The following is a 24,423-nucleotide window of genomic DNA, read 5'->3' as shown; positions in this document are numbered from 1 at the left end:
TCGGGAGTAGGAAAGAAGCCTGATCTGGGTGTACTGATTTTTTTCAAAAATCAAATATGATTTCTATGGTACAACATTTTTTCTTTTTCCTTTTGACTTTTTTACCCTGAGTCCAGCGTCTCGGACAGGAGAAGGGTTACTTTTTAGTCTTTCCACTATCTAGAGCGATGCGTCAGTCCTGACTATGAGTCATCAAGTCGTGATCAATTCTGACTTCTATAGTCTGAGTTCCATTCGATATTAGTCTCGATGTTGAAAGCAAGTGCTATTATTACCTCTGCATACTAAAAGTAAATATTTGGTAGAGAAGCAATTGATTGCATCTTGACACCACAACGCACGTATTTATGCCTACTACCACCTGGAATCGTCATCACGTCATTTCTTTAGCTGACTTTACTACTGCTGAATACAATACTGTTTTGCAAACGGCTGCAAGTTTTCAAGAAGTCCTATCACGGCGGACAAAGAAAGTACCAACTTTGCAAGGACAGGTGGTGGCAAATTTATTTTTTGAACCTTCTACCCGTACACGCAGCAGTTTTGAACTAGCAGCAAAACGTTTAAGTGCAGATACCTTAAATTTTGCGGCTTCCACTTCTTCGATGACCAAAGGTGAGACAATCCTCGATACAGCTAAGACTTATTTGGCGATGGGGACTGATATTATGGTCATCCGTCATAAGGAAGCAGGTGTCCCAGATGCGATCGCTCAAGAAATGGATCGGTTGGGTGTGCGAGTTAGTATACTCAATGCTGGGGATGGTCAACATGAACATCCTTCCCAAGCATTGCTGGATTTATTTACGATTTGCACTTTATTTGACCGAGATCATCCCAATATCGAAATGTTGGCGGGGAAAAAAATTGCGATCGTTGGGGATATCTTACATTCTCGTGTAGCGCGATCGAATATTTGGAGTTTAATTGCCAGTGGCGCACAAGTACATTTAGCTGCACCGCCGACTTTGTTACCAAAATTATTTGCTGAGTATATATATAGTGGGAGAAAAGATACACTCAATGGTCAACTATTTTTACATTGGCAATTAGAACCAGCCTTGCAAGACGCAGATTTTGTGATGACTCTGCGATTGCAAAAAGAACGGATGACAGCACATTTACTTCCTAGTTTGCGGGAATATCATCAGTTATTTGGCATTACCCGACAAAAATTGCAACTGTGCAAACCTGATGTGAAAGTTCTGCACCCAGGCCCTGTAAACCGTGGTGTAGAAATTAGTTCTGATTTAATGGATGACCCAGAATTTAGCTTGATTCAATCGCAAGTTACTAGTGGTGTGGCTGTCAGAATGGCGTTGTTGTATTTGATTGGTAGTGGGAAGACTTAATTGTTAATTTAGGAAACTTTGTTGGTTCTTCGGTTGTTTTTATGGTTGAGCATTAAAATTACAGTTTCATAGAAAGGCTCAAAAACTTAAAACCCATTTACAGCAAAATAAATACAGGCTCTATTTAGGTTTTATTTATTATTCTGTTCCATAAAAGTTCCTGAAGAGCCACTTTGTTTAAGTAGAAAGACAGAATTAAACCTAATTAGAGATTGACTGGTTTCGACACTTCGACATCTGATTATTTAAAAATCCCCTAGCTAAGATTCTTGGTAGTGTAGCAATTTGCCAAACAATTAGATTCCATAAATAGCCATACTGAGGATAACACTTAACTAGCAAAATTTCTGCCATTAAATATAATCTAGTTTCCTTTAAATAACTATCCCGAACAATAAATCTAATTTGTTCTGGCTTAGGCATAGCATGACCAATTATCGTATCTTTTTGATAAAACTTGGCTTGGATAAACAAGCCTAGCAATCTATCCAGACTCCACATAGGTATCCACTTTAACGCACTGGAAACTTGCATGGCTTGTGATAATTCATTCAGTGCTGCTTTAACTCGTTGCGTTTGCCAAATTTTATTATTAAAATTTTCAAAATGAATGCCGTTTTGATCAGTTCTTTTTCTCCAAGGAAAAATTACATAGCGAAAATCAAAGGCTTTACATAAAGGAGCAATTGGTACTTCTAGTAAACCTTTGTAGTTTCCCTGTTTAAATGGAAATGGGTTTTCTGCTGTTTTTTTATCAATTTCCAATTCCTCCAAATTTGGAAGAGATTCCCAGTCTTGTTGAATACGTGATTTATCAGAATGATTAATATTTTCAATTTTTAGTCTTAAAACCCAACTTTCAGGAAATTTTTGAAAGTACTGTGTGGATAATTCTACAATATCAGGATGTACAAAATCATCATCGTCTAATGCCATCACATAATCACTTTCGGCATTAATTAAACCTATGAATCTTTGGATGACTTCCCCTTTGTAAGGACTGATTAAAACCTTCACCCTAGCATCATCTATTTCCTTAATATTTAAATCAGGTGGATAAACTAAAATGAATTTAACTTCACCTTTTACTTGTAATAGCTGATTTAACCAATAATCTGAATAATTGCCGCGTGTAGCTGTAACAATAGTCAAGAATTGTTTGTTGTTCATATTATTATATTCTTGATATTTGTACCTGTAAAAAAGCTCAATTAAAATTAGCTTTATTTACTAATATCACTTTTCAATAAAGCCATGTTTAATCATAACTGATTTGCCGGATATGATATTACAAGTTACAATAATTGTAGATACTTATAAAAAATAAATATGTATCAATACAAAGTTTACTAGTCTGCTGAAGTACAAATTTATCTGCCTTTAGCTGTGTTAATTAGGGCTTGCTGATTAAGTGGATAATTTTTGTCTCACGCAAAGGCGCTTGACGATTAACCATCTTCGTTGAGAATCTCTTGTAAACTGAGTAGCAATTCATTTACAGTGTAGGGTTTAGCCAAGAATTTCTTGACACCCATTTTCGTAATTTCCCCTAGTTTCTCTTTTGGTATGAGTCCACTGGTGGCAATAATTTTGACTTGGGGGTTAATTTTTTGTAAGGTACGGATGGCTGTAACCCCATCTAATGAAGGCAACATAATATCCATCAGCACGACACTAATTTTATTGGCATTTTTGGCGTATTGAGCGATCGCTTCAATGCCATCACTGGCAATTAAAGTTTCATAATGATGAGTTTCTAGGGATGTTCTGGTAATTTCTTGAATTGAGGGTTCATCATCTACAATCAGAATCAATTCTCCATGACCAACTTGCAGTGTGATTTCGTCTTGGCTAAAAATTTCCTGTTCACCCACACTCGGCAAATAAACCCGAAAGCAAGTTCCGTTCCCGATTTGGCTTTCTACACTCACAAAACCGCCGTGACTTTTCACAATTCCCAAAACGGTAGAAAGTCCTAAACCTGTGCCTTGTCCTACAGGTTTAGTCGTGAAAAATGGCTCAAAAATTCGATCTAAAATTTCCTCTGGAATGCCAATCCCAGTATCACAGACACTCATCACTGTGTAGGGGCCGATTTTGGCATCTAAATTCATCCGGGCGTAATTTTCATCAATTAACAAGTTTGCCGCAGTGATTGTTAAAGTACCACCATCAGGCATCGCATCACGGGCGTTGACGCAGAGATTCATTAACACTTGATGGAGTTGGGTACTATCTCCTGAAACTAACCATAACTCTGGTGATAAGTCAAGGCGTACATCAATCGATTTGGGTAGGGTTTCTTTCAAAATCTTGGCAACTTCGACAATTAAGTGTCGAGGTTGTAAATTGATGCGTTGTCCTTCTACACCCCGCGCAAACGATAATACTTGTTTAACTAAGTCTGCACCACGTTTGGCATTAATTTCTAAAATCTCTAATAAATGCTGGGTTCGTTCATCAGCATCGGGGAACTTCAGTGGTAATAATTGCGCTCCCGCTAAAATTGGTGTGAGGATATTGTTGAGGTCGTGGGCAATGCCACTAGCTAAAGTGCCGATACTTTCCATGCGTTGGGCGCGAAACAGTTGTGATTCTAGGCGTTTTTTTTCGGTAATATCCGTATCTACTGTTAAAATTGATTGGGGTCTACCTTGGCGATCGCACACCAAACTCCAACGACTCGCTACTAATACCTCTTTACGTGCTTTCGTTCTTTTAGTTAATTCACCTTGCCACTTACCTTTACTGACGACGTTTAACCAAGCTGCTTCAAATTCCGGGTAAGATTCATCAAATAATAACTCACTAACATTTTTTCCCCAAGCTTCTGATGCTTGCCAGCCATAAAGTTTTTCCGCACCTTTGTTCCAAAACAAAATTTTATTCTCTAAATCGCGCACAAAAATTGCATCTGTGGTGATGTCTAATAATGCTGCTTGTTCGCGGATTTTTGCTTCGGTTTGTTTGTTTTCACTGATATCGATACTGGCGCAAGTTATCCCCACAATATCTTGCGACTCATTGCGTAATGGCTCAACAGTCAAATCATAATAGCGAATCCCTTGGGGCGTAGTCAGCAATACTTCGGCTCTTGTGCCTATTCCTGTGGTCAGGACACCTTGTTTAATGGTAGTTAAATTTTGAGCATCTGCATCTGGGAGCAGTTCTGAGTCATGCTTACCCAGCATATCTTCATTTGTCCAGCCAGAAATTGAATTATAAACCCAGGTGTAACGTAACTCTCTATCTTGATTAAATACAAAAATCGGCGAATTTTTCAATGCTACGCGAAACCGTTCCTCGCTCTGGCGCAGTGCATCTTCAATCCGTTGACGCTCAATCGCATAACGCATGGAACGCACAAGCAAATCACCAGTTACTTGCCCCTTGATTAAATAATCTTGCGCTCCTTCTTGCATAGCGCGGAGTGCTAAAGTTTCATCATCTAAACCTGTTAGCACAATAATTGGTGTAGTTCTTGCTTGACGAGTTGCCCTTAAAAAAGTGCTAATCCCTTGACTATCAGGTAGAGAAAGGTCTAGTAACATCACATCAAAACTATCTTGCGCTAATAAGTTGAGTGCTGCCGACAATTCCTCAACCGGACGCAAATCTACCTGTGCTGTCTTGACTTCTTTTAATAACTCCTGTAAAAGAAAAACATCGCCAGGGTTATCTTCAACTAATAAGACTTTTATTAATTCTCCTGCCATTTCGATTACTCCGGCGGCAGTTTTACGATCGCAAACCAGAAATTTTCTATGGATTGTACAATTTTAACGAATTGATCAAAATCTACCGGCTTGGTGATATAACAATTAGCCGCTAAATTATAGGCTTTAAGAATATCTTCTTCCGATTGGGAAGTAGTCAGGACAACGACAGGAATACGTTTAAGTTTATCGTCAGATTTAATTTCTGCCAGTACCTCCCGTCCATCTTTGCGCGGTAAATTTAAATCTAACAATACAATATCAGGATGAGGTTTTCGGGCATAGTTGTCTTGCCTACGTAAAAACGCCATCGCCTCTACACCATCTTCCACAACATTGAGGTTAATTGAGATTTTGCTATCTTGTAAGGCAATGCGTGTCAGTTCCGCATCACCAGGATTATCTTCAACTAACAAAACCTCAATTGGCATAATTGATTGTGGATGATTCACGATGGTTGACCTGCTTGATCTGGAATTGTGAAATAGAAGTTCGAGCCTTGGCCCGGTTCTGACTCAACCCAGATACGTCCGCTATGACGTTCTATGATTTTCTTACAAATTGCCAAACCAATACCAGTACCCGGATACTTACTTCTACCATGTAAACGCTGAAAGATTACAAAAATACGTTCAGCATACTGTGTCTCTAAACCAATTCCATTATCACTCACGGAGAATAACCATTCTTGGGGAGTGGGGAGTGGGGAGTGGGGAGTGGGGAGTGGGGAGTGGGGAGTGGGGAGTGGGGAGTGGGGAGTGGGGAGGGGTGAGGGGGGAGAAGAAATATTTTTGTCTACGTTTCCACCTTGTCCACCTTGTCCACCTTGTCTACCTTGTCTACCTTGTCTCCCTTGTCCCCCTTGTCCCCCTTGTCCCTCTTGTCTCCCTTGTCCCCCTTGTCCCCCTAGCCCCCCATCCCCTTCATCTGCTCGAAATGCACCAATATGAATGCGTGGTGGGATGTTTCGGCGGAATTTGATGGCGTTGGCAATGAGGTTTTGAAAGACTTGTGTGAGTTGTATGGGATCGGCGGTAATTGTGGGGAGATGGTCGTAGGTAATTTCTGCGCCACTATCTTCTATAGCAAATTTTAGGTTAGCGATCGCCTGCTCTACAATTTCTCCACAATCAACTTCTACAAAAGGTTGTCCGCGTGTTGTTACCCGTGAATAATTCAACAAGTCATTGATCAGATTTTGCATTCGCCGCGCCCCATCCACGGCATAGTTGATAAACTGATCGGCAGTGGCATCAAGTTGGCTGCTATATTTCCGTTCTAGTAGCTGCAAGTAACTTGTCACCATTCGCAACGGTTCTTGCAAGTCATGGGAAGCTACATAAGCAAACTGTTCCAATTCTGAATTAGAACGGGCTAACTCTTGAACATGGCGAATTTCTTGTTCTAAAAGCTGCGCTTGAGATAAAGCGATACCAATTTGGTTAGCTAACTGGAGTAATAATTCTGTTTCAAAGTTGTTCCAGTGGCGGGGGTAGGCGCACTGATGGGCAATTAATAAGCCCCAAATCCCATCGCGGATGAGAATTGGGACTACGAGGTTAGCTTTGACACCAAACTGCTGCAAAAATTCTCGGTGACAGTCTTGAATATCAGCCGTTGCAATATCAAAAATTGCGCTGATGCGTCCTTGACGATATTTTTCTACATATCTTTCTTGGAAACATGGGTCAAGAATATTTTGTCCTAACACCACAGGCCAACCTGGTAAGACAGATTCTTGTACTACTGTACCTGAACCATCTGCCCACAGCCGAAAAATCAACACCCGGTCAGCTTGCAAAAGTTTTTGGACTTCTTGAACTGTGGTTTGCAGAATTTCTTCTAATTGTAGAGATTCTCGGATTTTGAGGGTTATTTCGGCGAATAATTGCGATCGCAAGTTCTGTTTTTTGAGTTCTTCTTCGGCTTGCTTGCGGTCAGTCACATCTAAGGTGACACCAATCATCCGCATAGGTTGATTATCCCCATCATAAATAACAGTACCTCTGGCTAATATCCAATGAATACTGTTATCTGGCCAAATGCAGCGATATTCTGCCTCGTAATCGCTATGATTTTCTATAGCTTGTCTGACACGCTCTTGCATATCAGAGCGATCGTCAGGATGAATACATTCCAACAGCTTACTATAAGTAAACTCAACTTCTGGCGGTAAACCAAAGTTGACATAGCACTGACTAGAAGCAGCTAATTCCCTTGTTTTCAAGTCAAGTTGCCAAGAACCCAGTTTAGCCGCCTGTAATGCTAACTTCAATCTTTGGTCACTTTCACGCAAAAACTCTTCAGTTTGCTGTTTTTCGACTAAATGCCGCCTGAGTTCTAATTGACTAATTACCTGACGACCTAAAGCTGATAGTGCCTCTATTTGTTTTTGATTCAATTCCCTTGGTTTTGGGTCAATTGCACAAAGTGTTCCTAATATTTGCCCGTCAGGAGAAACTAAAGGAACGCCAGCATAAAACCGGATATATGGATAACCCGTCACTACCGGATTGGCTGCATATTGCTCGTTTTGCAAGGTATCATTAATAACTACAATATCCTGGCGTTCTAAGCAAAGATACGATAAACCAACATTCCGGGGCATTTCTGCCACATCTATACCAAGTTTTGCTTTAAACCACTGACGATTTTCATCAATGAAATTAACCAAAGCAATGGAAGTACCACAAATAAAAGCTGCTAACTGAGCAAGATGATCGTAGGCTGGTTCTGGTTCAGTATCTAAAATCTGATATCGGCGTAAAGCTTCTAGCCTCGCCTGTTCTTGATGATAAGATTCAGGTTGCATTAATTTTTGGGAAAAAACTTAAAAAAAGGTTTGATTAAAAGTCGGGAAAAATTTGATTTTTAATTAATATTTTTTTACTTTAGTTAATAATTTAACTAGCTTTGAGTTTTCAGAGGAGTTTTTTTAGATTTGAAGTTAAGCGATCGCCATAAACTTGAATCAAGACTAACGCACAAAGATTGTCTGTAGAGATTGGGTTTAAGGGTGAGAGGGTATAGGGGTGTATGTATTTGTTCAAAACCCTTACACCCTTACACCCTTACACCCTATACATTCACCAAAACCGCCTCGCGCAACTTAGCACTCAACTCGCACATATTACCTGTATTAATTCGATAACTTAACGGGTGTCCAATTAACCGCGCTGTGCTGTGATACAAAGTCTCTAATTCAATTAAGCCATTTTCGCGCAAAGTCCGCCCCGTAGAAACCAAATCCACAATCGCTTCTGACATTCCTGTAATTGGGCCAAGTTCCACAGAACCAGACAACGGTACGATTTCCACAGGTAAATCTAAACTTTGAAAATATTCCCTAGCACAATTGACATACTTAGAAGCAATGCGGCTGTGGGGCGGAAAATCTAAAGGTGATTTGTAAGGACTGGATGCTTTAACTGCCACTGACATGCGACAATAGCCAAATTGTAAATCAACTAAATGAGCTACCTGTGGCTGTTTTTCTCGCAACACATCATAACCAACAATTCCCAATTGTGCCTGACCATATTCTACATAGACAGGTACATCCTGTGCGCGTACCAACAAACCCTTAGCTTGTCCACTCGCATCAAGAATCTGAAGTTGGCGATTTCCAGAATCTAAAAAAGCACTAAAATCTAATCCTACAGATTGCAACAGGCGGATGCTATTTTTTAGTAGTTCCCCTTTCGGTAGTGCGACAGTCAACATTCTTTTTCTTGATATCCTTAGCGTGTAGACAGTTCATTTATTATTGAGAATATCTCGATTGCTTACCATAAGCAGCATGAGAATTTTATTAGTTGACGATGAAGTAGAATTAACAGACCCCTTAAGTCGCGTGTTAACTCGTGAAGGTTACACCGTAGATGCGGCTTATGATGGGGCTAATGGTAGTCATCTGGCCGCAGCCAGTCATTATGACTTACTAATTTTAGATTGGATGTTGCCAGGAAAAACCGGATTAGAAATTTGCCAAGAATTGCGACGACAAGGCAAAAATACACCTGTGTTGTTTCTTACCGCTAAAGATACCTTAGACGATCGCGTGCAAGGTTTAGACGCTGGTGCAGATGATTATTTAGTTAAACCCTTTGAATTACGGGAATTGTTAGCCAGAGTCCGCGCTTTATTGCGTCGTGGAGGTTCCCAAATTTATGAAACCACTCCCGAAAGATTAGTTGTTGCTGATTTAGAACTTGATTGCGACAACCAAGTAGCTTACCGCCAAGGACGCATTATTGAACTATCGCAAAAAGAAAGTCAACTGTTGCAATACTTTATGGAACACACAGGACAGTTGCTAACTCACGCCCAAATTATGGAGCATCTCTGGCAAGATGAAGAACAACCAAGTAGCAACGTTATAGCAGCGTTAATTCGCCTGTTGCGCCGCAAGATTGAGGTGGGGAAAGAAGCTACTTTGATTCACACAGTGTATGGTAAAGGCTATCGCTTCGGTAGTGCTTTTGTTGAGTAAGGCGATCGTAGTGTAATGATTAGTCTAGGCGATCGCATATTTAGGTAAAAAACAGTAAACCTGTTCCCCCTTCCCTACGAGGGAAGGGGGTTAGGCTTTCAAGGGCAGGTTTTTAAACCTTCGATAAATAGTTGAGAATATTCTCAATTATGAAACGTAGTTTTAACTGTTCAGACAATAATTTTGGTTTTAAAAGCCCAAAAATTTGTCTAATAAAAAAAGCCTGCCCTTGAAAGAGGGGGTTAGGGGGTTAGGTCTCTTCACAACAAACCTGATAAATCACCATCAAAACCTGCTCAATTTCCTGTAAAACTTCCTCATTTTTAATTCTTAACAAACGCAGCCCTCTAGCTGATAAAACTTTGTCACGTTCCGCATCATATTCAGCTTGCTGTTCGTGAATTTTTCCATCCACCTCTATCACTAATCTAGCCGCGTGACAGTAAAAATCTGCAATAAAACCATCAATAATTTGTTGACGACGAAAGTGTAACCCATGCAAACGATTACCGCGAAGATGTTACCAAAGAATTTTTTCTGCTGGTGTCATTTGGCGACGGAGTTCTTTTGCAATCTGAATTTTATTTGGGTTTATTGTTTGTCCGATAACTATATTGGTAATTTGGTCTTTTTTTGGTGTTGGATTATTCATGTATGAATTATGGAAGCTGGTGTTGATTCATACATTATGGCTGACCTCTCCCCCAACCCCTCTCCGACGCGGAGAGGGGAGCTAGACTTTCTCCCCCTTCCCTACAAGGGAAGGGGGCTGGGGGGTTAGGTTTATATGGAGTATGGTGAAGTGCGATCGCATTTCACTAGTTTGATTTATCGAAAACACGGTTACTGCATAAATAAAATGATGAAAGATAACGTAGCATTACGTAAAACCGATCAGGGTTGGAAATTTATTGATGAGTCGGAATTAGAAAATTTCGTTTGGGATAATTTGGAAGAACTTTTTGGGCTAAAACCATTGGCGCGACAGTTATCTATCAAGGGTGAAATTTGTGACATTCTAGCAATAGGAGACAATCATCAACTAACTATTATTGAATTAAAAAACACAGAAGACAGATATGTAATTAATCAGTTGACACGATATTATGAAAATCTGTTAGAAGAAAAACCTTTGAACACTCATATTAATTATGATGAGCCTATTTGTTTGTTTGCTATTTGTCCAAGTTTTCACAGGCATAATTTAATTGATGAAAAGTACAGTAAATTAGATTTTGACCTATTCACTTTTTTTATTAAACATGAAAACAGTGATTTTAATTTTTATTTGACTCACATTTTTACCCAAATTGAGCCAAAAGTTATAAAAATCAATTACCAAGAAGTTAATTTCCAAAATCAACCCCAAGATAATATTCCTGAACCACCAAGATTATTATTAGATTGGTTAGGGGCTTTAACACAAACGGAAATAGAAAATTTAACAAAAATTAGAAATCAGATATTAAGTTTCGATTACAGAATAGAAGAGATGATAGTAAATAAAAGCATTATATATGCAAGTAAATACGGTAGGAATAAATTAAGGCAATGTGCCGAATTATTTTTTGATAGAAAATCTAAAAAAATAATTCTATTTCTTTGGCTAATTATACCAAATCGCCAAAATCAAACTATTGCCAGAATGCAGATTAATACAACCCAGGAATATCTCATGTATTGGCGATATGCTCCCATAAAAGAAGGAATTATAGTTTGGGAAAAATTTTTCAATCGCATTTTTTATAATGTTACCAGAAGTAATCAAAACTATCATGGTATTGTTACAGAAAATAATCGCAGTTTTTATTGTGTTCGAGGAGATAATGGAACTTGGGTAAAAGAAGAAATATTTGGTGAAAATATTAAGGATATAGTTAACGAAGCATTGAAAGTATGGCTGGAAAAAGTTAGTTAAAGTTATTAGTTAAGGACAGCGTAATGCACCACCCAAAGCTTTTGGTGCGTTATGGCTTACGCTTAACACACCCTACATATCTCTTGATTAAGCAACAGCAAACTCAGTTAATTTACGACTTTCTGGATCATGAAATGCTAAAACAATATCCTCTTTCGGTACGCCTTTTCTTAATAAATCAGTAGCGATTCCTTCTTCTGTCCAATCTTCCTCAATATAAATTTTCTCATTCTTAATGCGAACATAAACTGAAATTGCTTCGACTCTTTTATCATTTTTCCAGCCAATATTAAACCAAAGATATTGACTTCTTTGATCGTCGAACATTAATACTTCATCTATATCTGGATCTGGTACTTGTGATGAAATTCTGTCATACTCGGTAAGGATTTGTTTAATCAAATTTTGATAATGGGCTATTTTGTCCATTGAAAAATCTCCTGTTTATTGATATCAACAACTAAAAGTAAAACCTGATATTTTTGGATGATTAATTGAATAGCAACCTGTTGAAAGAACTGTTCATAAATCTTTTTACTAATTGCTAAATAAATTTTATAACTAGGGTTAGTAATATTAAGAAATGTTTGGTAAATTAAATACTGTCCTAACGCTGTTTCAAATTCACGCATATTAGAACGACCAAGAAAACTTTTAATTTCAATAACTATTAGTTCTCCTTCTCTTGTGGCAGAAATTGTTTTTTCTCCAGCTAAATCAGCAAGTAACTTAACTTCTTCATATCTAATTGGATAAGGATCAAAAGTAATCGTCCAACCATCCTTAATTAAAGCATTTTTTACAGCTTCATGGTAAGTATCTTTTGCTGCCATTTGACCCTGTTAGTAAGATTTAGGTGAGCCATGAAGACTCACCCTAATTAAACTATACCAACGAAGCTTGCTCCTCTTTAGAAATCACCCGCCCTTCATCTTCAAAACCGGCGATTTGATCAAAGTTCAAATACCGATATAAATTATCAGCAAAAGGATGAATCTTACTCGCCACAATATCAAGATATTCCTGCACTGTGGGAATGCGACCTAATAATGCAGAAACGGCGGCTAATTCAGCAGAACCTAAATACACTCTTGCGCCTTTACCCATACGATTATTGAAGTTGCGGGTAGAGGTGGAAAATACAGTTGTGCCATCAGCAACTCGCGCCTGATTTCCCATACATAAACTGCATCCAGGCATTTCTGTTCTTGCACCAGCCGCACCAAAAATGCTGTATACACCTTCTTCTTTTAATTGGTGTTCATCCATGCGGGTGGGTGGTGCTATCCACAGGCGAGTTTTGACTTCTCCTGCACCTTCCAAAACTTTGGCTGTGGCGCGATAATGACCGATGTTTGTCATACAAGAACCAAGGAATACTTCTTGTACTGGATCATTAGCAACTTCCGATAATAATTTAACATTATCGGGGTCGTTGGGAGCAGCCACAATTGGTTCTTTGATGTCGTTTAAATCAATTTCAATGATTGCTGCATACTCCGCGTCTGCATCGCCTTCTAGTAACACGGGGTTGGCTAACCATTCTTCCATTTTGGCGATACGGCGCAGGAGGGTGCGAGAGTCTTGATAACCCCGTGCAATCATGTTTTTCAGTAAAGCTACGTTGGAACGCAGATATTCCGCGACTGTCTCGACACTCAGTTTAATGGTGGAACCTGCACAGGAACGTTCGGCGGTAGCATCGGTAAGTTCAAAGGCTTGTTCGACTTTTAAATCTGGTAAGCCTTCAATTTCCATGATGCGTCCAGAGAAGATGTTTTTCTTGTTCTCCTTCTCTGCTGTTAGCAAACCTTGTTGAATAGCGATATAAGGAATGGCGTTAACAATATCTCGCAGGGTAATTCCTGGTTGCAATTCGCCTTTGAATCTTACCAAAACTGATTCTGGCATATCTAAAGGCATGACACCCAAAGCACCAGCAAAGGCAACTAACCCGGAACCGGCGGGGAAGGATATTCCCAAGGGAAAGCGGGTGTGAGAGTCGCCACCTGTACCTACGGTGTCGGGTAACAGCATTCGGTTGAGCCAAGAGTGAATGATACCATCACCGGGACGCAAAGCGACACCAGCGCGGGAGGAGAAGAAATCTGGTAGTTCGTGGTGGGTTTTGATGTCTACTGGTTTGGGATAGGCGGCGGTATGACAGAAGGTTTGCAGGACTAAATCAGCACTGAAACCTAAACAAGCCAGTTCTTTTAATTCGTCACGGGTCATGGGGCCGGTGGTATCCTGAGAACCAACGGTAGTCATGATGGGTTCGCAAGATGTACCAGGACGGACACCGGGTAAACCGCAGGCTTTACCTACCATTTTTTGGGCTAGGGTGTAGCCTTTACCTGTGTCTGCTGGTGGCTGGGGACGGATAAATAAGGTGCTTGGTTCTAAGCCTAGTGCAAGGCGCGTTTTGTCGGTGAGGGTACGGCCAATTAGTAGGGGGATGCGTCCACCGGCGCGGACTTCATCAAGGATGGTGTCTGGTTTGAGGGTGAAGGTGGAAATAACTTCGCCGTCTTCGTTGGTAATTTCACCTCTGTAGGGATAGATGGTAATTACCATGCCGGTTTCGAGTTGGGTGACATCACATTGTATGGGCAAAGCACCGGCATCTTCAGCAGTGTTGAAAAAGATAGGCGCGATCGCACCACCTAAAATATAACCCCCAGCGCGTTTATTAGGAACAAAGGGGATATCTTGTCCTGTATGCCATAACACGGAGTTAATAGCAGACTTCCGTGATGAACCAGTCCCAACAACATCCCCAACATAAGCCACGGGATGTCCTTTTTTCTTCAACTCGGCAATGGTTTCTAAGCTTCCTGGTTGCCGTGACTCTAACATTGCCAAGGCGTGGAGGGGAATATCTGGGCGGGTGGTGGCGTGGGTGGCTGGGGATAAATCATCGGTGTTGGTTTCCCCAGGCACTTTAAAGACGGTGACGTTAATATATTCTGGAAGTTTGGGACGAACAGTAAACCATTCTGCTTCTGCCCAAGAGTTAATTACCCGTTTAGCGTAGGGGTTGGTTTTAGACAGTTCCAAAACATCATGAAAGGCATCATACACCAATAAGGTTTTGCTGAGGGCGGCGGCGGCATAGGCGGCGATGGGTTCTTTACCTTCACCACCCATGACTAGGGGTGTATCACCTTCTGATGGTTTGGTAGAAAATTGCAACAACTCAATTAAAGACTGCACATTATAACCGCCTACCATTGTCCCCAGTAATTCCACTGCTTCTATTGAGGAAATTAAGGGACTGGTGATTTCGCCTTTAGCAATACCTGTTAAGAATCCAGCTTTAACATAGGCGGCTGCATCTACGCCAGGGGGGATGCGATCGCGCAACAAATGTAATAATGTTTCTTCTTCACCCTTGGGCGGATTTTTCAGTAATTCACACAATTCTGAGGTTTGCTTCGCATCCAACGGTAAAGGGGGAATTCCTAATGCTGCCCTTTCGGCGACTTGTTGACGATATTCTTCTAGCATTGTTCTATTCTCCGTTGGGATGTTCTTCCCTTAATTATGAATTATTTTTAGGCAAGACTTGGCTATAAGAGTTTAGCCTATTTTATAGCTGAAAGCCTTACTGGTAATTGATCATCGATAATTTTGACTAATACTTAAATGATGGTTTTGCGTATTAGTTCTCATAGAAGATATTTTACTGAGTGCGATCGCTATTCTGCGGTGATGAATTTTTGTCTTGATGATAGAAAAGATGGGTTATCAATATACAAGACTAATATTTGATTTCTAAAATGTACGTAGGATGTGTTAGCAACAGCGTAACGCATTTATTACAAAGTTTTCGGTGCGTTACGGTTTACGCTTAACACACCCTACAAATACTGGTTTTCAATACATCTATTGATGATTTATCCTGAGTGTTGATTTAACCAAGTTTCTAAATCAGTAACACTAGAAAAATCTAGCAATGCTTCACCGAGATTTTCTAACTGTTCAATTGATAAGCTTCTAATTTGCTCAATTAATGATGCCTCAATTTCACCAAAACGGCGATTTAGTTGACGGAGTATTAATCCTTGTCCTTCTTCTTGTCGTCCTTCTTGTCTACCTTCTTGTCTGCCTTCTTGTCTGCCTTCTTGTCTGCCTTCTTGTTTGGCTTGTTCTCTGTCTCTTTGATATAGTGGTTCTAAACGCATGATTAACTCCCGATCATCTGCTTCTAGTTCTTGATTTAATCTTAAATTTTGGCGCAAGTTGTAAACTAATTCTAGGGTGGCTTGTTGGTAGGGATGATCTAATGGTAACGCTTGCAACTCAACAATTGCCTGTGACTGCACATTTCCTCTACCTAAAAGCCTCAGCCATAAAGTTTCCGGTGTTGCTGGTAATTGATGTATAGCGATAATTGCTGTGCGTAAGTTATCAGCCAAAAAATGTACTCCTGATATCCAGTCTTCTTTTTGAATAGTTCTAAAACCAGATAATTTAGTTTCAGATATGGTTGGAGTCAACACCCACAACTTAGGGATTTCTGAGTCTTGCAGTTTGGTTTTGTTAGTTTTTGCTTCTCGCCGCAGATAAGCTTTGACTTCTAATAATTTGAGTAGACAATCGCAAATTTCATCAGTAGAAGCTGGATTGCGGAAAGGTTCTATGATAGCAGGATTTTCGGCAAGCCTACCTAGTAAGCCTAGTATTTGTAAATTAGCGTTTTGCTGGGGAAAAGGAGTAAAGAAAACATCTATTTCTTTAATTTCTCCTGAGACTTTTTCTGAGGCTTTGACTTCCCCGTAGTTTTTTAAGAGTTCTTCAAGGTAGTCTTTAGCAAATTGATCATGTATGAACCGGGTCATTTTAAAATGGCGGAAGTTCTGTATTAATGCCCAGATTATATAGCAATACTGAACTATTTATGATGCTATAGATCCTCGACTTCTTTAAGAAGTCGGGGATCTGTAAAACTTGCATATTGGCTGACTGTCTTTAAATGTTACGCAAGGGTACTAAAGTGGTTACTGCATTTTCATCGGATGTTTTATCTGGGTTAGATTTTAAACGTGTTAATCTACTTTTGCGGACACGCTCGCTTTCTCTAATACCACCTGCTAGTTCATATTCATTGCTGTTTCTGCCGTACTTAAAACCAACTCCTGTCACCATTCTATCGGAAACTTGTTTTAAGGTTTTTTCCATTTCATCTAGCTTTTGTTTAGAAGAATCTATGACTGCTAGAGCAGAATTATAGTCCTCAAGCATTTTTTTAAATTGCTCGATTAATTCCGTTATGCTTTGCAAGTTATGAGTATCATCAAAATTAAGGTTTGGATCAATAGCTTTCATTCCAGCGACTCTAAACTGAGCTTTTTCTAAAATCTGGGAACTACGTTTTTTTCGAGGCATAATTTTGCTCTTTTAAAAGCTTTGCAAAGCTATTTTGGCTTAGTTAACCTGAATTATAGTTCAGCAAAAAACACATTTTTTGTAGCACAAGTTTTTATTTATGTACGTGATTTCTCTGAATTGAATTACTAAATTATGATGTAGAGGGTGCTATGGTGTAATTACCCCCCTTAATCCCCCCTTATAAAGGGGGGAAACTAAAAAACTAATTCCCTCCCCTTTATAAGGGGAGGGTTAGGGTGGGGTAAACAAATATTCGATACATTACTACAGACTATGATGATTGCTTCAATCTGAAGCCTTAATGTTGCAACTTTAACCATTAATGTTCTAGCTTTAAGAGTCAACGTTATAACTTAAAGGCTTAATGTTGCAACTTTAACCATTAATGTTCTAGCTTTAAAAGCTAACGTTATAATCTAAAGGGTTAATATTGTAACTTTAAGGGTTAATGTTATAACATTAATGACTAAAGTTTGTTGGTGAGTGCATGATAACAAGCGTGGTATTCTTGCAATTCTTTCCATGTCTCGCCCAAAACGCAATTTACAATCAGGCTTTTCCTAACTGTTATAACCCCGCAGTGCCAGGTATCGGAAATCTGAAATGTTGATTGTAGCGTACATCAGGGGCTTGTTATGAATCTTTAGAAACTTTTGACAAAAACGGTCTTAACCCATTATTCAACACCGCAATGGCAATTCCCCCCACAGAATCCCGACTAGCACCCACATCCGGCCCCGCAGCTTTGAGAATTTCGCGGGTTGTGGCGAATAAACTATAAAGAGAGTTCATGGCTTCCCGCACTAAACCTTGTTCCATTTGTAATGGTTGCACAGCAATGCGCGTCACCAACTCCACATACAGCGACCAAGCCGCCCTTTGTTCTGTGGTGTTAACTTTCCAAGACATGGAACCAATGCCAAAAGGTAGACTTAAAGAGACAGTTTCTAAGGAAACGCGATCGCGCATAACTATAACTAAGGAAATTTAACTATATTTAGTGAATATTATAGTAATTGATGAAACTCTTCTACCAAAGCCTTGCTCATAACCATCAAAAATATATATTGCGCGATCGCTCAATTAAAATGTGCATGTTAAAAAGCAAAAGTTTTATTTTACGCAAAGGCGCAAAGAGTTATAAAAAGTTGGGCAAAGTCAAAAGTTTATTGAATATCTGCAATAATATTAAACAATTCCGATATAATAATAAATTTGTCTATTGCACTCATTTTTTGAGTATATGTCCAAAACCTACACCGTAGAACTGCTGCACCAAGGCAAAGTTCATACTCTGCAAGTTCCTGAAAACGAAACTATTTTATCAGTAGCTGAAGCTGCTGGTCTTGGTTTACCTGCTTCTTGTCATGCAGGTGTATGTACAACTTGCGCCGCGCAAATTACCGAAGGAACTGTAGATCAGACTGATGGTATGGGCGTTAGTCTAGAATTACAAAAACAAGGTTACACATTACTTTGTGTCGCTTATCCTCGTTCTGATTTGAAAATTGAGACTGAAAAAGAAGAAATAGTTTATCAGTTGCAATTTGGCAAAGACCAATAAAGTATGAAGTGTGAAGTCTGAAGGATAAAATTTCATACTTCATACTTCATAATTCATACTTCATTCCGCTATTCTAGAAACAATTAATAAAAAGGATGAACGGCGATGACTACTCATTTTATTACCGCAGAAATTGACATTCAAGAAACTCCTACTGAGTTGCAAAAAACAATTGAAGCTGAGTTGAAAAAACAAGGTGAACCTCTGCGTTGGGCAATTACATCTGTGGATGAAGCACAGCAGAAAGTTGCTGTTGAAGCAGTTGTTACTACAAGTGCTGAGTAAAAGCTGCATAGAAAACTCTCAATTTTCATGTTCAATCACATCCCGCCTAGAACTAAAGTTTCAGGCTCATAGTCAAAGTCCACTTAAGTGAACTGAAATACATTTTTAGTTGAGTCATCTTGAGATGACTTGCGCTATGAGACTCGGAATTCATTCTGAGGCGGGATAGATGCGCTACACAAATATTTCTTAAAGCTTTCAAACTGTCTTAGAGGATGTTTAAAAAGTCCTTAATAATGTGTCAAATCATTTTAGATCCCCCTAAATCCCCCTTAAAAAGGGGGACTTTGATTCTTTTTCCCCCCTTTTGAAGGGGGGTTAGGGGGGATCTGAATGTACTAAATAGCACAGTCAAACACTTTTCAAACTGTCCTAAAATATCTGACTACCTTATATATGACTCAGTGAAACTTAACAAAACTGTGATGTTGGGTTTCGCTATCGCTTCACCCAACCTACATCTACTCAGCACTTACAATGCGTCCTTACACTGCGATTTTAATTGTACCTACTGGCGTTGGGGCGGCGATTGGGGGATATGCGGGTGATGCTATACCTGTTGCTCGAACTTTAGCACAGGTTTGCGATCGCCTGATTACTCACCCCAATGTTCTCAACGGCGCAAGTTTATATTGGAATATCCCCAACGCTTTTTATGTGGAAGGTTACGGGTTAGATAAATTTGCGGCTGGTGATTGGGGTTTACGTCCAGTCCGCAATAATAAGGTAGGTTTGCTTTTAGACCAAGGTATTGAACCAGATTTATTACTGCGTCACCTTCAAGCTGCTGATGCAGCTAGGGCAACCCTGGGATTAACGATTACAGATTATGTAATTACAGATGCTCCATTAAATGTAGAATTACGCACATCAGCATCGGGGGCAAGTTGGGGAACCATTGGCAACCCAGATAGTTTACTGCGGGGTGCGGAAAAACTCATACAAAAAACTGGGGCAGAAGCGATCGCAGTTGTCGCCCGTTTCCCCGATGATATAGATGAAGATGCTGTACAAAATTATCTTCAAGGCAAAGGCGTAGACACAATAGCCGGCGCAGAAGCCGTAATTAGTCATTTATTAGTTAGACATTTGCAAATTCCCTGCGCCCATTCACCAGCCCTCGCCAGCGCCCCTCCTTACCCCGATTTATCTCCTCGTTCCGCCGCCGAAGAATTAGGTTATACTTTTTTACCAAGCGTACTTGTGGGTTTAAGTCGCGCCCCGCAATTTATTGTCGAGAAACAATTATTTACATCTTGTCACGATGATATTTGGGCTGATCATATAGATGCTGCGATAGTGCCTGCAAACGCTTGTGGTAGCAGTGCTTTACTCAGTTTAAGTCAAAGCCAATGCCAAATAATTACCGTCAGAGATAATCAAACCCAAATCCAAGTTCCAGCCCAACCTTTAGGAATCAAATCCATCCAGGTAAACTCATATTTAGAGGCAATTGGTGTATTAGTAGCCCTCAAAGCCGGCATTAATCCCCATGCCTTAGTTAATGGTCAATAGTCCTTTGTCCTTTGTTGTTTGTGATTTTACCTCCCTTTTCCCCAATACGGTTTGCTTACTATCCCCTCTGTTTAAGGGGTTGGAGGGATCTCAAAATACTAAAACGTTAACGAAACCCTATTGCCTTGTTCCCAACTCCCAACTCCCCACTCCCTACTCCCTAACTCTGAACTCCCGTGGTAGAACAACAAAAACAAGACCCTGAAATTCCCTATTTAACCCGTACCCAAGTGCTGATAGCAATGGGTGTAACAGCAATTCTGTTGTGGACAGTTGCCAAAGTTTGGTTACGCTTTGGTGGCGTTTATTTATTCAAGTGGGAATGGAACCCAATAGATTTCTGTTGGGGAATAGGTGTAGGCTTTATCATCACCTCTTTAAGTGGTTTAGCTTATCGCTTATGGCCTGTTTATCGTCAAAGCGCGGATTATTATTTAGAACTAGTCTTAAGACCTTTAGCTTGGCCTGACTTAATTTGGTTGGGTTTACTACCTGGTTTAAGTGAAGAATTATTATTTCGTGGTGTAATGCTGCCGGCTTTAGGCTTAGACCATGTGGCAGTCATTGTCTCTAGCCTTTGCTTTGGAGTTTTACACCTCAGTGGTTCGCAACAATGGCCTTATGTAATGTGGGCAACTGTGATTGGATTGATTTTAGGATATAGCGCCTTATTGAGTGGCAATTTGTTAGTCCCAATTGTTGCCCATATTATGACCAATTGGATTTCCAGCTATTTTTGGAAAACGCAGCAACGTTAAATCTGTGGTTAGTTACTCAACAATGTTTTAGCCCCTCTCCGTGTCGGAGAGGGGTTGGGGAGAGGTTAATTATTTTAGGAAAGTATCAGGTTGGTTTGGAGCGTATTTGCTGCGATCGCAATTGCCTGTGGTAGAATGCGATGTTCTTGAATTTGAATCCGGGCGTGGAGTGTTTCTGGTGTATCATCCGGTAACACAGGCACAGCCGCTTGCATTAATATCGGGCCACTGTCAACTTCTAAACAAACTAAATGCACTGTACAGCCAGTAATTGTTACCTTTGCTTGCAAAGCTTGTTCTACTGCATGAATTCCCTTAAAACTTGGTAACAAACTCGGATGAATATTAATAATTCTGTTAGGAAAAGCATCAATTAACACCGATGTTACCAGCCGCATCCAGCCAGCCAAAATTACCAAATCAACATCATACTGACGCAAAGTCTGGACAATTTGTTGATCTAAAGTTTCTCGCTTTTTATATTCGCGGTGGTTTAATAAAACAGTTTCAACACCACGGTTAGCAGCGCGTGTTGCTGCTTTCGCCCCTGGATTATTGTAAATTAGAACTGGAATTTGGGCATTAATTTGGCCATTGTCAATAGCTTGAGCAATTGCTTCAAAATTGCTACCATTCCCAGAAGCTAGAATGCCAAGCTTAATTGGAGTATCACTAAATGGTAGTCCGCTAATATGGGGAGAAACCAAGCTAAAACTAGAATCAGGGCGAAAGGTCATAACAGCAACAAGGAAAATGAATAGATGCCAAAGATATATACTAATAAATCATGGTTAGATAATGATACATTTGCCGCTTGGACTTTTCTTGCACCCGCATTAATTTTATTAGGAATTTTTGTAATTTGGCCGATCGCCTATTTGTTTTACCTGAGCTTCACTGCTGGTAGTTTTACATCCACAGGTACTTATTGGGTAGGGTTAAAAAACTACTGGCGTTTGTTACTTAACCCTGATTTTTGGCAAGTTTTAGGCAACACAATTTATTTTACCCTGGCTACAGTCATCCCCAGCTTAATTATTCCTTTGGGGTTGGCAGTATTATTAAATCGTTCTCTAGCTTTGCGAGGAATTTTAAGAAGTGCCTACTTTTTACCTTCCATTATTTCTCTCGTCGCGGCTGGTTTAGGGTTTCGCTGGCTGTTTCAAACTACTGGCCCTGTCAACGCATTTTTAAATTCATTTGGTATTGCGCCCATTTCCTGGCTAGGAGATACCTTTTGGGCAATGCCTGTGTTAATTATTTTAAGTATTTGGAAACAATTAGGGTTTAATATGGTTGTTTTTTTAGCCGGGTTGCAAGCAATTCCTCCCAGTCGCTATGAAGCAGCCGAATTAGATGGTGCAAATGCTTGGCAACAATTTTGGTATGTAACTTTACCAGGATTACGCCCTACTGTAATTTTCGCCACCATCACCACAGCAATTTTCACATTACGGAGTTTTGAACAAGTTTACGTTATTACTGGCGGCGGCCCTTTAAATTCTACTAATTTATTGGTTTACTACATTTATCAAGAAGCCTTTGGTCAATTTGATTTTGGTTATGCGGCGGCGGCGGCGACAGTTTTATTAGCTGTAACTTTAGTTTTAGTGTATTTCCAATTACAAACTTGGGGCGAAGAATAGTTATTTTAGGCGTTCCATAAATGCGGGATGAATTAAGCATTTTTAGCAAGGTTAACTATCGATGTTTCGCGCCTTTGCGCGAAACAAAAAACATCCCTCTAATCCAATACGGTTCAGTTAAGAAAATAAATTAACTGCTACACATAAAACAGAACTATTTTTTGGAGGGGGTTTGGGGGAGAATCCCCCAAGTCTTGGTTCTTCTGAAATCGATAAGCTGACAACGTTAAATGAACCGTATTGGGGGATATTTTATGATTATTTCCTGACTTATGTCAGCATTTTTTGTTGTGAGAAACACATTTTTAGGCTACTTTACGTCAATTATCCAAATATTCTTTATTTATCATTCAGCGAATTATCTTGATTGGTGTAATCTCGATATACAGTAACTCTCACAATTGAGCTTTGCAATTATTGACACTCTGAGGTGAGTAACATGAGATTAATTTCTAGCCAAATTCCAGAAAAATCTGGTCAACAGCAGGATTTCAGTGGACGTGATTTGCAAGGAATTGATTTAAGTGGTGCTAACTTGCGGGGAGTAAATTTAAGCGGTGCTAATTTAGCTGGTGCAAAATTAACTGGTGCAGACTTAAGTGAAGCAGATTTAACCCAAGTTAATTTGAGTAATGCTGATTTAAGTTATGCTAATTTGTGTGAGTCTTGCTTGTGGCGATCGCAATGTACTCACAGTAACTTTTGGGGTGCTTCTTTGTGTGGTGTAGATTTCACCGAAGCAGACTTGAGTTATGCCCAATTCATTGAAGCCTCATTAATAGAAGCTAAATTAATCAGAGCAAATTTGCAAGCAGCTAGTTTATCTGGTGCCATATTACTAGAGGCTAATTTAACCGAAGCAAATTTGCATAGTGCAGACTTGACATGGACTAATTTAACTAAAGCCAACTTATTAAACGCCAATCTTTGGGAAACAAAAATCATCTATAGCAAACTCCGCCATACAATTATGCCTGAAGGCACAATTTATAAACCGGAAATCATGATTATTCATTAAATTTTTGAAAGATATAGCCTTTACTAGTACAGGTCGGCGGAAATAAATAGACCACACTTCGGCTACTTCGGCTGCGCTCAGTACAAGTACACTCAGTAACCATAAGAAATTGCTAAAAAGCTTGTGGTATCGTTATTCTTTCTTTTTTCTTTTGCCTTGCTGTACTAGTCTGCTGAGATACAAACTTATCTTACTATCAATCTGGTGTAGGACTTACGCATAAAAACGAGAAATCAAGAGTTTTGGGAAAGGTTTAGGAGTATGGGGGCGTATATATCCAAAACCCTTACAATCCCATACTCCTAAACCCCTACACCCAGTCTCCACAAACAATCTTTGTGGGTAAGTCCTAAAGTGATGAAAAATCCTTAAGTATTAACGAAAATATCTGCATTGGTTAAAGACAATCCAGCACTGAGTGTAGCAAATTGGATTCTGGCGATCGCGCCTGTACCATCGGCATCAAAGAACAAGCCGCCTGTTACATTGTTATAAATAAATCTCTGACTACTTGTAGTTGCTGCTGCACCAATGACAAATCGATTAGCCGCGATCGCTGCACCAGCTACTAAGCCTCCACCAAAACCAGATGCAGAGACAAAAATCGTATCATCAACTACTTTAAAATCAGTAATTCTATCAATACCTTCATTCCGGGAATTGAAATTAAAGCTATCTCTTCCCAAACCACCAGTGAGTGTATCGTTACCAGCACGACCAACAAGAATATCATTGCCAGCACCACCATTTAGAGTATCATTACCT

21 protein-coding genes and 3 pseudogenes are annotated in these 24,423 nt (G+C 39.8%); 9 read left to right on the top strand and 15 right to left on the bottom strand.

Annotated elements, in window-relative coordinates:
- Window positions 1-347 precede the first annotated feature (347 nt).
- A complete protein-coding gene (locus H6G77_RS23970) occupies window positions 348-1,352 on the top strand; it encodes an aspartate carbamoyltransferase catalytic subunit (RefSeq protein ID WP_190872916.1) in 1,005 nt (334 codons plus the stop codon).
- A gap of 201 nt (window positions 1,353-1,553) precedes the next feature.
- Here the strand turns inward: H6G77_RS23970 and H6G77_RS23965 are convergent, their stop codons facing one another.
- From H6G77_RS23965 to hisG, 5 genes are all read right to left on the bottom strand, one after another.
- Window positions 1,554-2,522: a glycosyltransferase family A protein gene (locus H6G77_RS23965; RefSeq protein ID WP_190872915.1), complete on the bottom strand. Its 969-nt coding sequence runs from the start codon at window positions 2,520-2,522 to the stop codon at window positions 1,554-1,556.
- Window positions 2,523-2,800: 278 nt separating this feature from the next.
- Window positions 2,801-5,068, bottom strand: a complete 2,268-nt coding sequence (locus H6G77_RS23960; RefSeq protein ID WP_190872914.1) for a response regulator — start codon at window positions 5,066-5,068, stop codon at window positions 2,801-2,803.
- A 5-nt stretch (window positions 5,069-5,073) separates the two neighbouring features.
- Window positions 5,074-5,499, bottom strand: a complete 426-nt coding sequence (locus H6G77_RS23955; protein ID WP_190592833.1) for a response regulator — start codon at window positions 5,497-5,499, stop codon at window positions 5,074-5,076.
- A 17-nt stretch (window positions 5,500-5,516) separates the two neighbouring features.
- On the bottom strand, window positions 5,517-7,880 hold the full coding sequence (locus H6G77_RS23950) for a GAF domain-containing protein (RefSeq protein WP_190872913.1): 2,364 nt from the start codon (window positions 7,878-7,880) through the stop codon (window positions 5,517-5,519).
- Between the two features lie 266 nt (window positions 7,881-8,146).
- Complete coding sequence (gene hisG / locus H6G77_RS23945; protein WP_190594939.1) at window positions 8,147-8,791, bottom strand: ATP phosphoribosyltransferase; 645 nt, start codon at window positions 8,789-8,791, stop codon at window positions 8,147-8,149.
- A 76-nt stretch (window positions 8,792-8,867) separates the two neighbouring features.
- Between hisG and rppA the strand changes: the two genes are divergently transcribed.
- On the top strand, window positions 8,868-9,560 hold the full coding sequence (gene rppA, locus H6G77_RS23940; RefSeq protein WP_190872912.1) for a two-component system response regulator RppA: 693 nt from the start codon (window positions 8,868-8,870) through the stop codon (window positions 9,558-9,560).
- A 250-nt stretch (window positions 9,561-9,810) separates the two neighbouring features.
- On the opposite strand, the pseudogene H6G77_RS36515 reads toward rppA, so the two are convergent.
- Both H6G77_RS36515 and H6G77_RS36510 read right to left on the bottom strand, forming a co-directional pair.
- A pseudogene (locus H6G77_RS36515) lies at window positions 9,811-10,068 on the bottom strand (endonuclease domain-containing protein); the annotation flags it as partial.
- 12 nt (window positions 10,069-10,080) lie between these two features.
- Window positions 10,081-10,212 (bottom strand): hypothetical protein, encoded by a 132-nt coding sequence (locus H6G77_RS36510; protein WP_313954520.1) that lies wholly within the window; start codon window positions 10,210-10,212, stop codon window positions 10,081-10,083.
- Window positions 10,213-10,419: 207 nt separating this feature from the next.
- Between H6G77_RS36510 and H6G77_RS23930 the strand changes: the two genes are divergently transcribed.
- Complete coding sequence (locus tag H6G77_RS23930; protein ID WP_190872911.1) at window positions 10,420-11,478, top strand: endonuclease NucS domain-containing protein; 1,059 nt, start codon at window positions 10,420-10,422, stop codon at window positions 11,476-11,478.
- Window positions 11,479-11,565: 87 nt separating this feature from the next.
- On the opposite strand, the gene H6G77_RS23925 is transcribed toward H6G77_RS23930, so the two are convergent.
- The 6 genes and pseudogenes from H6G77_RS23925 to H6G77_RS23900 form a co-directional block, all read right to left on the bottom strand.
- Entirely contained in the window at window positions 11,566-11,907 is a 342-nt protein-coding gene (locus H6G77_RS23925; RefSeq protein WP_190872910.1) for a XisI protein, read from the bottom strand.
- Window positions 11,895-12,311, bottom strand: coding sequence for a XisH family protein (locus H6G77_RS23920; protein ID WP_190594934.1), 417 nt, complete (start codon window positions 12,309-12,311; stop codon window positions 11,895-11,897). Before H6G77_RS23920 ends, H6G77_RS23925 begins: the two co-directional genes overlap by 13 nt.
- Before the next feature lie 52 nt (window positions 12,312-12,363).
- Window positions 12,364-14,988 carry a bifunctional aconitate hydratase 2/2-methylisocitrate dehydratase gene (acnB, locus tag H6G77_RS23915; protein WP_190872909.1) on the bottom strand — a complete coding sequence of 875 codons (2,625 nt, stop codon included), beginning with the start codon at window positions 14,986-14,988 and terminating at the stop codon, window positions 12,364-12,366.
- A 389-nt stretch (window positions 14,989-15,377) separates the two neighbouring features.
- Window positions 15,378-16,322: a DUF4351 domain-containing protein gene (locus H6G77_RS23910; RefSeq protein WP_190594932.1), complete on the bottom strand. Its 945-nt coding sequence runs from the start codon at window positions 16,320-16,322 to the stop codon at window positions 15,378-15,380.
- A gap of 130 nt (window positions 16,323-16,452) precedes the next feature.
- Window positions 16,453-16,869 (bottom strand): hypothetical protein, encoded by a 417-nt coding sequence (locus tag H6G77_RS23905; protein ID WP_190594931.1) that lies wholly within the window; start codon window positions 16,867-16,869, stop codon window positions 16,453-16,455.
- Window positions 16,870-17,523: 654 nt separating this feature from the next.
- A pseudogene (locus H6G77_RS23900) lies at window positions 17,524-17,841 on the bottom strand (hypothetical protein); the annotation flags it as partial.
- Window positions 17,842-18,115: 274 nt separating this feature from the next.
- Between H6G77_RS23900 and H6G77_RS23895 the strand changes: the two are divergent.
- The 4 genes from H6G77_RS23895 (at window position 18,116) to H6G77_RS23880 (ending at window position 20,994) form a co-directional block, all read left to right on the top strand.
- Window positions 18,116-18,436: a 2Fe-2S iron-sulfur cluster-binding protein gene (locus H6G77_RS23895; protein WP_190594928.1), complete on the top strand. Its 321-nt coding sequence runs from the start codon at window positions 18,116-18,118 to the stop codon at window positions 18,434-18,436.
- A 105-nt stretch (window positions 18,437-18,541) separates the two neighbouring features.
- A complete protein-coding gene (locus H6G77_RS23890) occupies window positions 18,542-18,721 on the top strand; it encodes a hypothetical protein (RefSeq protein ID WP_190594927.1) in 180 nt (59 codons plus the stop codon).
- 477 nt (window positions 18,722-19,198) lie between these two features.
- Window positions 19,199-20,236, top strand: a complete 1,038-nt coding sequence (locus H6G77_RS23885) for a DUF3326 domain-containing protein (RefSeq protein WP_190872908.1) — start codon at window positions 19,199-19,201, stop codon at window positions 20,234-20,236.
- A 176-nt stretch (window positions 20,237-20,412) separates the two neighbouring features.
- Window positions 20,413-20,994, top strand: coding sequence for a CPBP family intramembrane glutamic endopeptidase (locus tag H6G77_RS23880; RefSeq protein WP_190594925.1), 582 nt, complete (start codon window positions 20,413-20,415; stop codon window positions 20,992-20,994).
- 74 nt (window positions 20,995-21,068) lie between these two features.
- Here the strand turns inward: H6G77_RS23880 and purN are convergent, their stop codons facing one another.
- The gene (gene purN, locus H6G77_RS23875; protein ID WP_190678061.1) at window positions 21,069-21,731 is read right to left on the bottom strand and encodes a phosphoribosylglycinamide formyltransferase; all 663 of its coding nucleotides are present in this window, start codon (window positions 21,729-21,731) and stop codon (window positions 21,069-21,071) included.
- A gap of 24 nt (window positions 21,732-21,755) precedes the next feature.
- On the opposite strand from purN, the gene H6G77_RS23870 reads away from it, so the two are divergent.
- A complete protein-coding gene (locus H6G77_RS23870; protein WP_190678064.1) occupies window positions 21,756-22,640 on the top strand; it encodes a carbohydrate ABC transporter permease in 885 nt (294 codons plus the stop codon).
- A gap of 439 nt (window positions 22,641-23,079) precedes the next feature.
- On the top strand, window positions 23,080-23,658 hold the full coding sequence (locus tag H6G77_RS23865) for a pentapeptide repeat-containing protein (RefSeq protein ID WP_190872907.1): 579 nt from the start codon (window positions 23,080-23,082) through the stop codon (window positions 23,656-23,658).
- Window positions 23,659-24,026: 368 nt separating this feature from the next.
- On the opposite strand, the pseudogene H6G77_RS23860 reads toward H6G77_RS23865, so the two are convergent.
- Window positions 24,027-24,423, bottom strand: a pseudogene (locus H6G77_RS23860) (calcium-binding protein); the annotation flags it as partial.

The sequence above is a fragment of the Aulosira sp. FACHB-615 genome, assembly GCF_014698045.1.
Classification (GTDB): Bacteria; Cyanobacteriota; Cyanobacteriia; order Cyanobacteriales; family Nostocaceae; genus Nostoc_B.
This window is presented reverse-complemented; position numbering and strand designations above follow the sequence as displayed.

Excerpts from the sequence above, each read along its gene's own strand:
- H6G77_RS23970 (WP_190872916.1), top strand. The coding sequence starts at position 348 with ATGCCTACTACCACCTGGAATCGTCATCACGTCATTTCTTTAGCTGAC.
- H6G77_RS23965 (WP_190872915.1), bottom strand. The coding sequence starts at position 2,522 with ATGAACAACAAACAATTCTTGACTATTGTTACAGCTACACGCGGCAAT.
- H6G77_RS23960 (WP_190872914.1), bottom strand. The coding sequence starts at position 5,068 with ATGGCAGGAGAATTAATAAAAGTCTTATTAGTTGAAGATAACCCTGGC.
- H6G77_RS23955 (WP_190592833.1), bottom strand. The coding sequence starts at position 5,499 with ATGCCAATTGAGGTTTTGTTAGTTGAAGATAATCCTGGTGATGCGGAA.
- H6G77_RS23950 (WP_190872913.1), bottom strand. The coding sequence starts at position 7,880 with ATGCAACCTGAATCTTATCATCAAGAACAGGCGAGGCTAGAAGCTTTA.
- hisG (WP_190594939.1), bottom strand. The coding sequence starts at position 8,791 with ATGTTGACTGTCGCACTACCGAAAGGGGAACTACTAAAAAATAGCATC.
- rppA (WP_190872912.1), top strand. The coding sequence starts at position 8,868 with ATGAGAATTTTATTAGTTGACGATGAAGTAGAATTAACAGACCCCTTA.
- H6G77_RS36510 (WP_313954520.1), bottom strand. The coding sequence starts at position 10,212 with ATGAATAATCCAACACCAAAAAAAGACCAAATTACCAATATAGTTATC.
- H6G77_RS23930 (WP_190872911.1), top strand. The coding sequence starts at position 10,420 with ATGATGAAAGATAACGTAGCATTACGTAAAACCGATCAGGGTTGGAAA.
- H6G77_RS23925 (WP_190872910.1), bottom strand. The coding sequence starts at position 11,907 with ATGGACAAAATAGCCCATTATCAAAATTTGATTAAACAAATCCTTACC.
- H6G77_RS23920 (WP_190594934.1), bottom strand. The coding sequence starts at position 12,311 with ATGGCAGCAAAAGATACTTACCATGAAGCTGTAAAAAATGCTTTAATT.
- acnB (WP_190872909.1), bottom strand. The coding sequence starts at position 14,988 with ATGCTAGAAGAATATCGTCAACAAGTCGCCGAAAGGGCAGCATTAGGA.
- H6G77_RS23910 (WP_190594932.1), bottom strand. The coding sequence starts at position 16,322 with ATGACCCGGTTCATACATGATCAATTTGCTAAAGACTACCTTGAAGAA.
- H6G77_RS23905 (WP_190594931.1), bottom strand. The coding sequence starts at position 16,869 with ATGCCTCGAAAAAAACGTAGTTCCCAGATTTTAGAAAAAGCTCAGTTT.
- H6G77_RS23895 (WP_190594928.1), top strand. The coding sequence starts at position 18,116 with ATGTCCAAAACCTACACCGTAGAACTGCTGCACCAAGGCAAAGTTCAT.
- H6G77_RS23890 (WP_190594927.1), top strand. The coding sequence starts at position 18,542 with ATGACTACTCATTTTATTACCGCAGAAATTGACATTCAAGAAACTCCT.
- H6G77_RS23885 (WP_190872908.1), top strand. The coding sequence starts at position 19,199 with ATGCGTCCTTACACTGCGATTTTAATTGTACCTACTGGCGTTGGGGCG.
- purN (WP_190678061.1), bottom strand. The coding sequence starts at position 21,731 with ATGACCTTTCGCCCTGATTCTAGTTTTAGCTTGGTTTCTCCCCATATT.
- H6G77_RS23870 (WP_190678064.1), top strand. The coding sequence starts at position 21,756 with ATGCCAAAGATATATACTAATAAATCATGGTTAGATAATGATACATTT.
- H6G77_RS23865 (WP_190872907.1), top strand. The coding sequence starts at position 23,080 with ATGAGATTAATTTCTAGCCAAATTCCAGAAAAATCTGGTCAACAGCAG.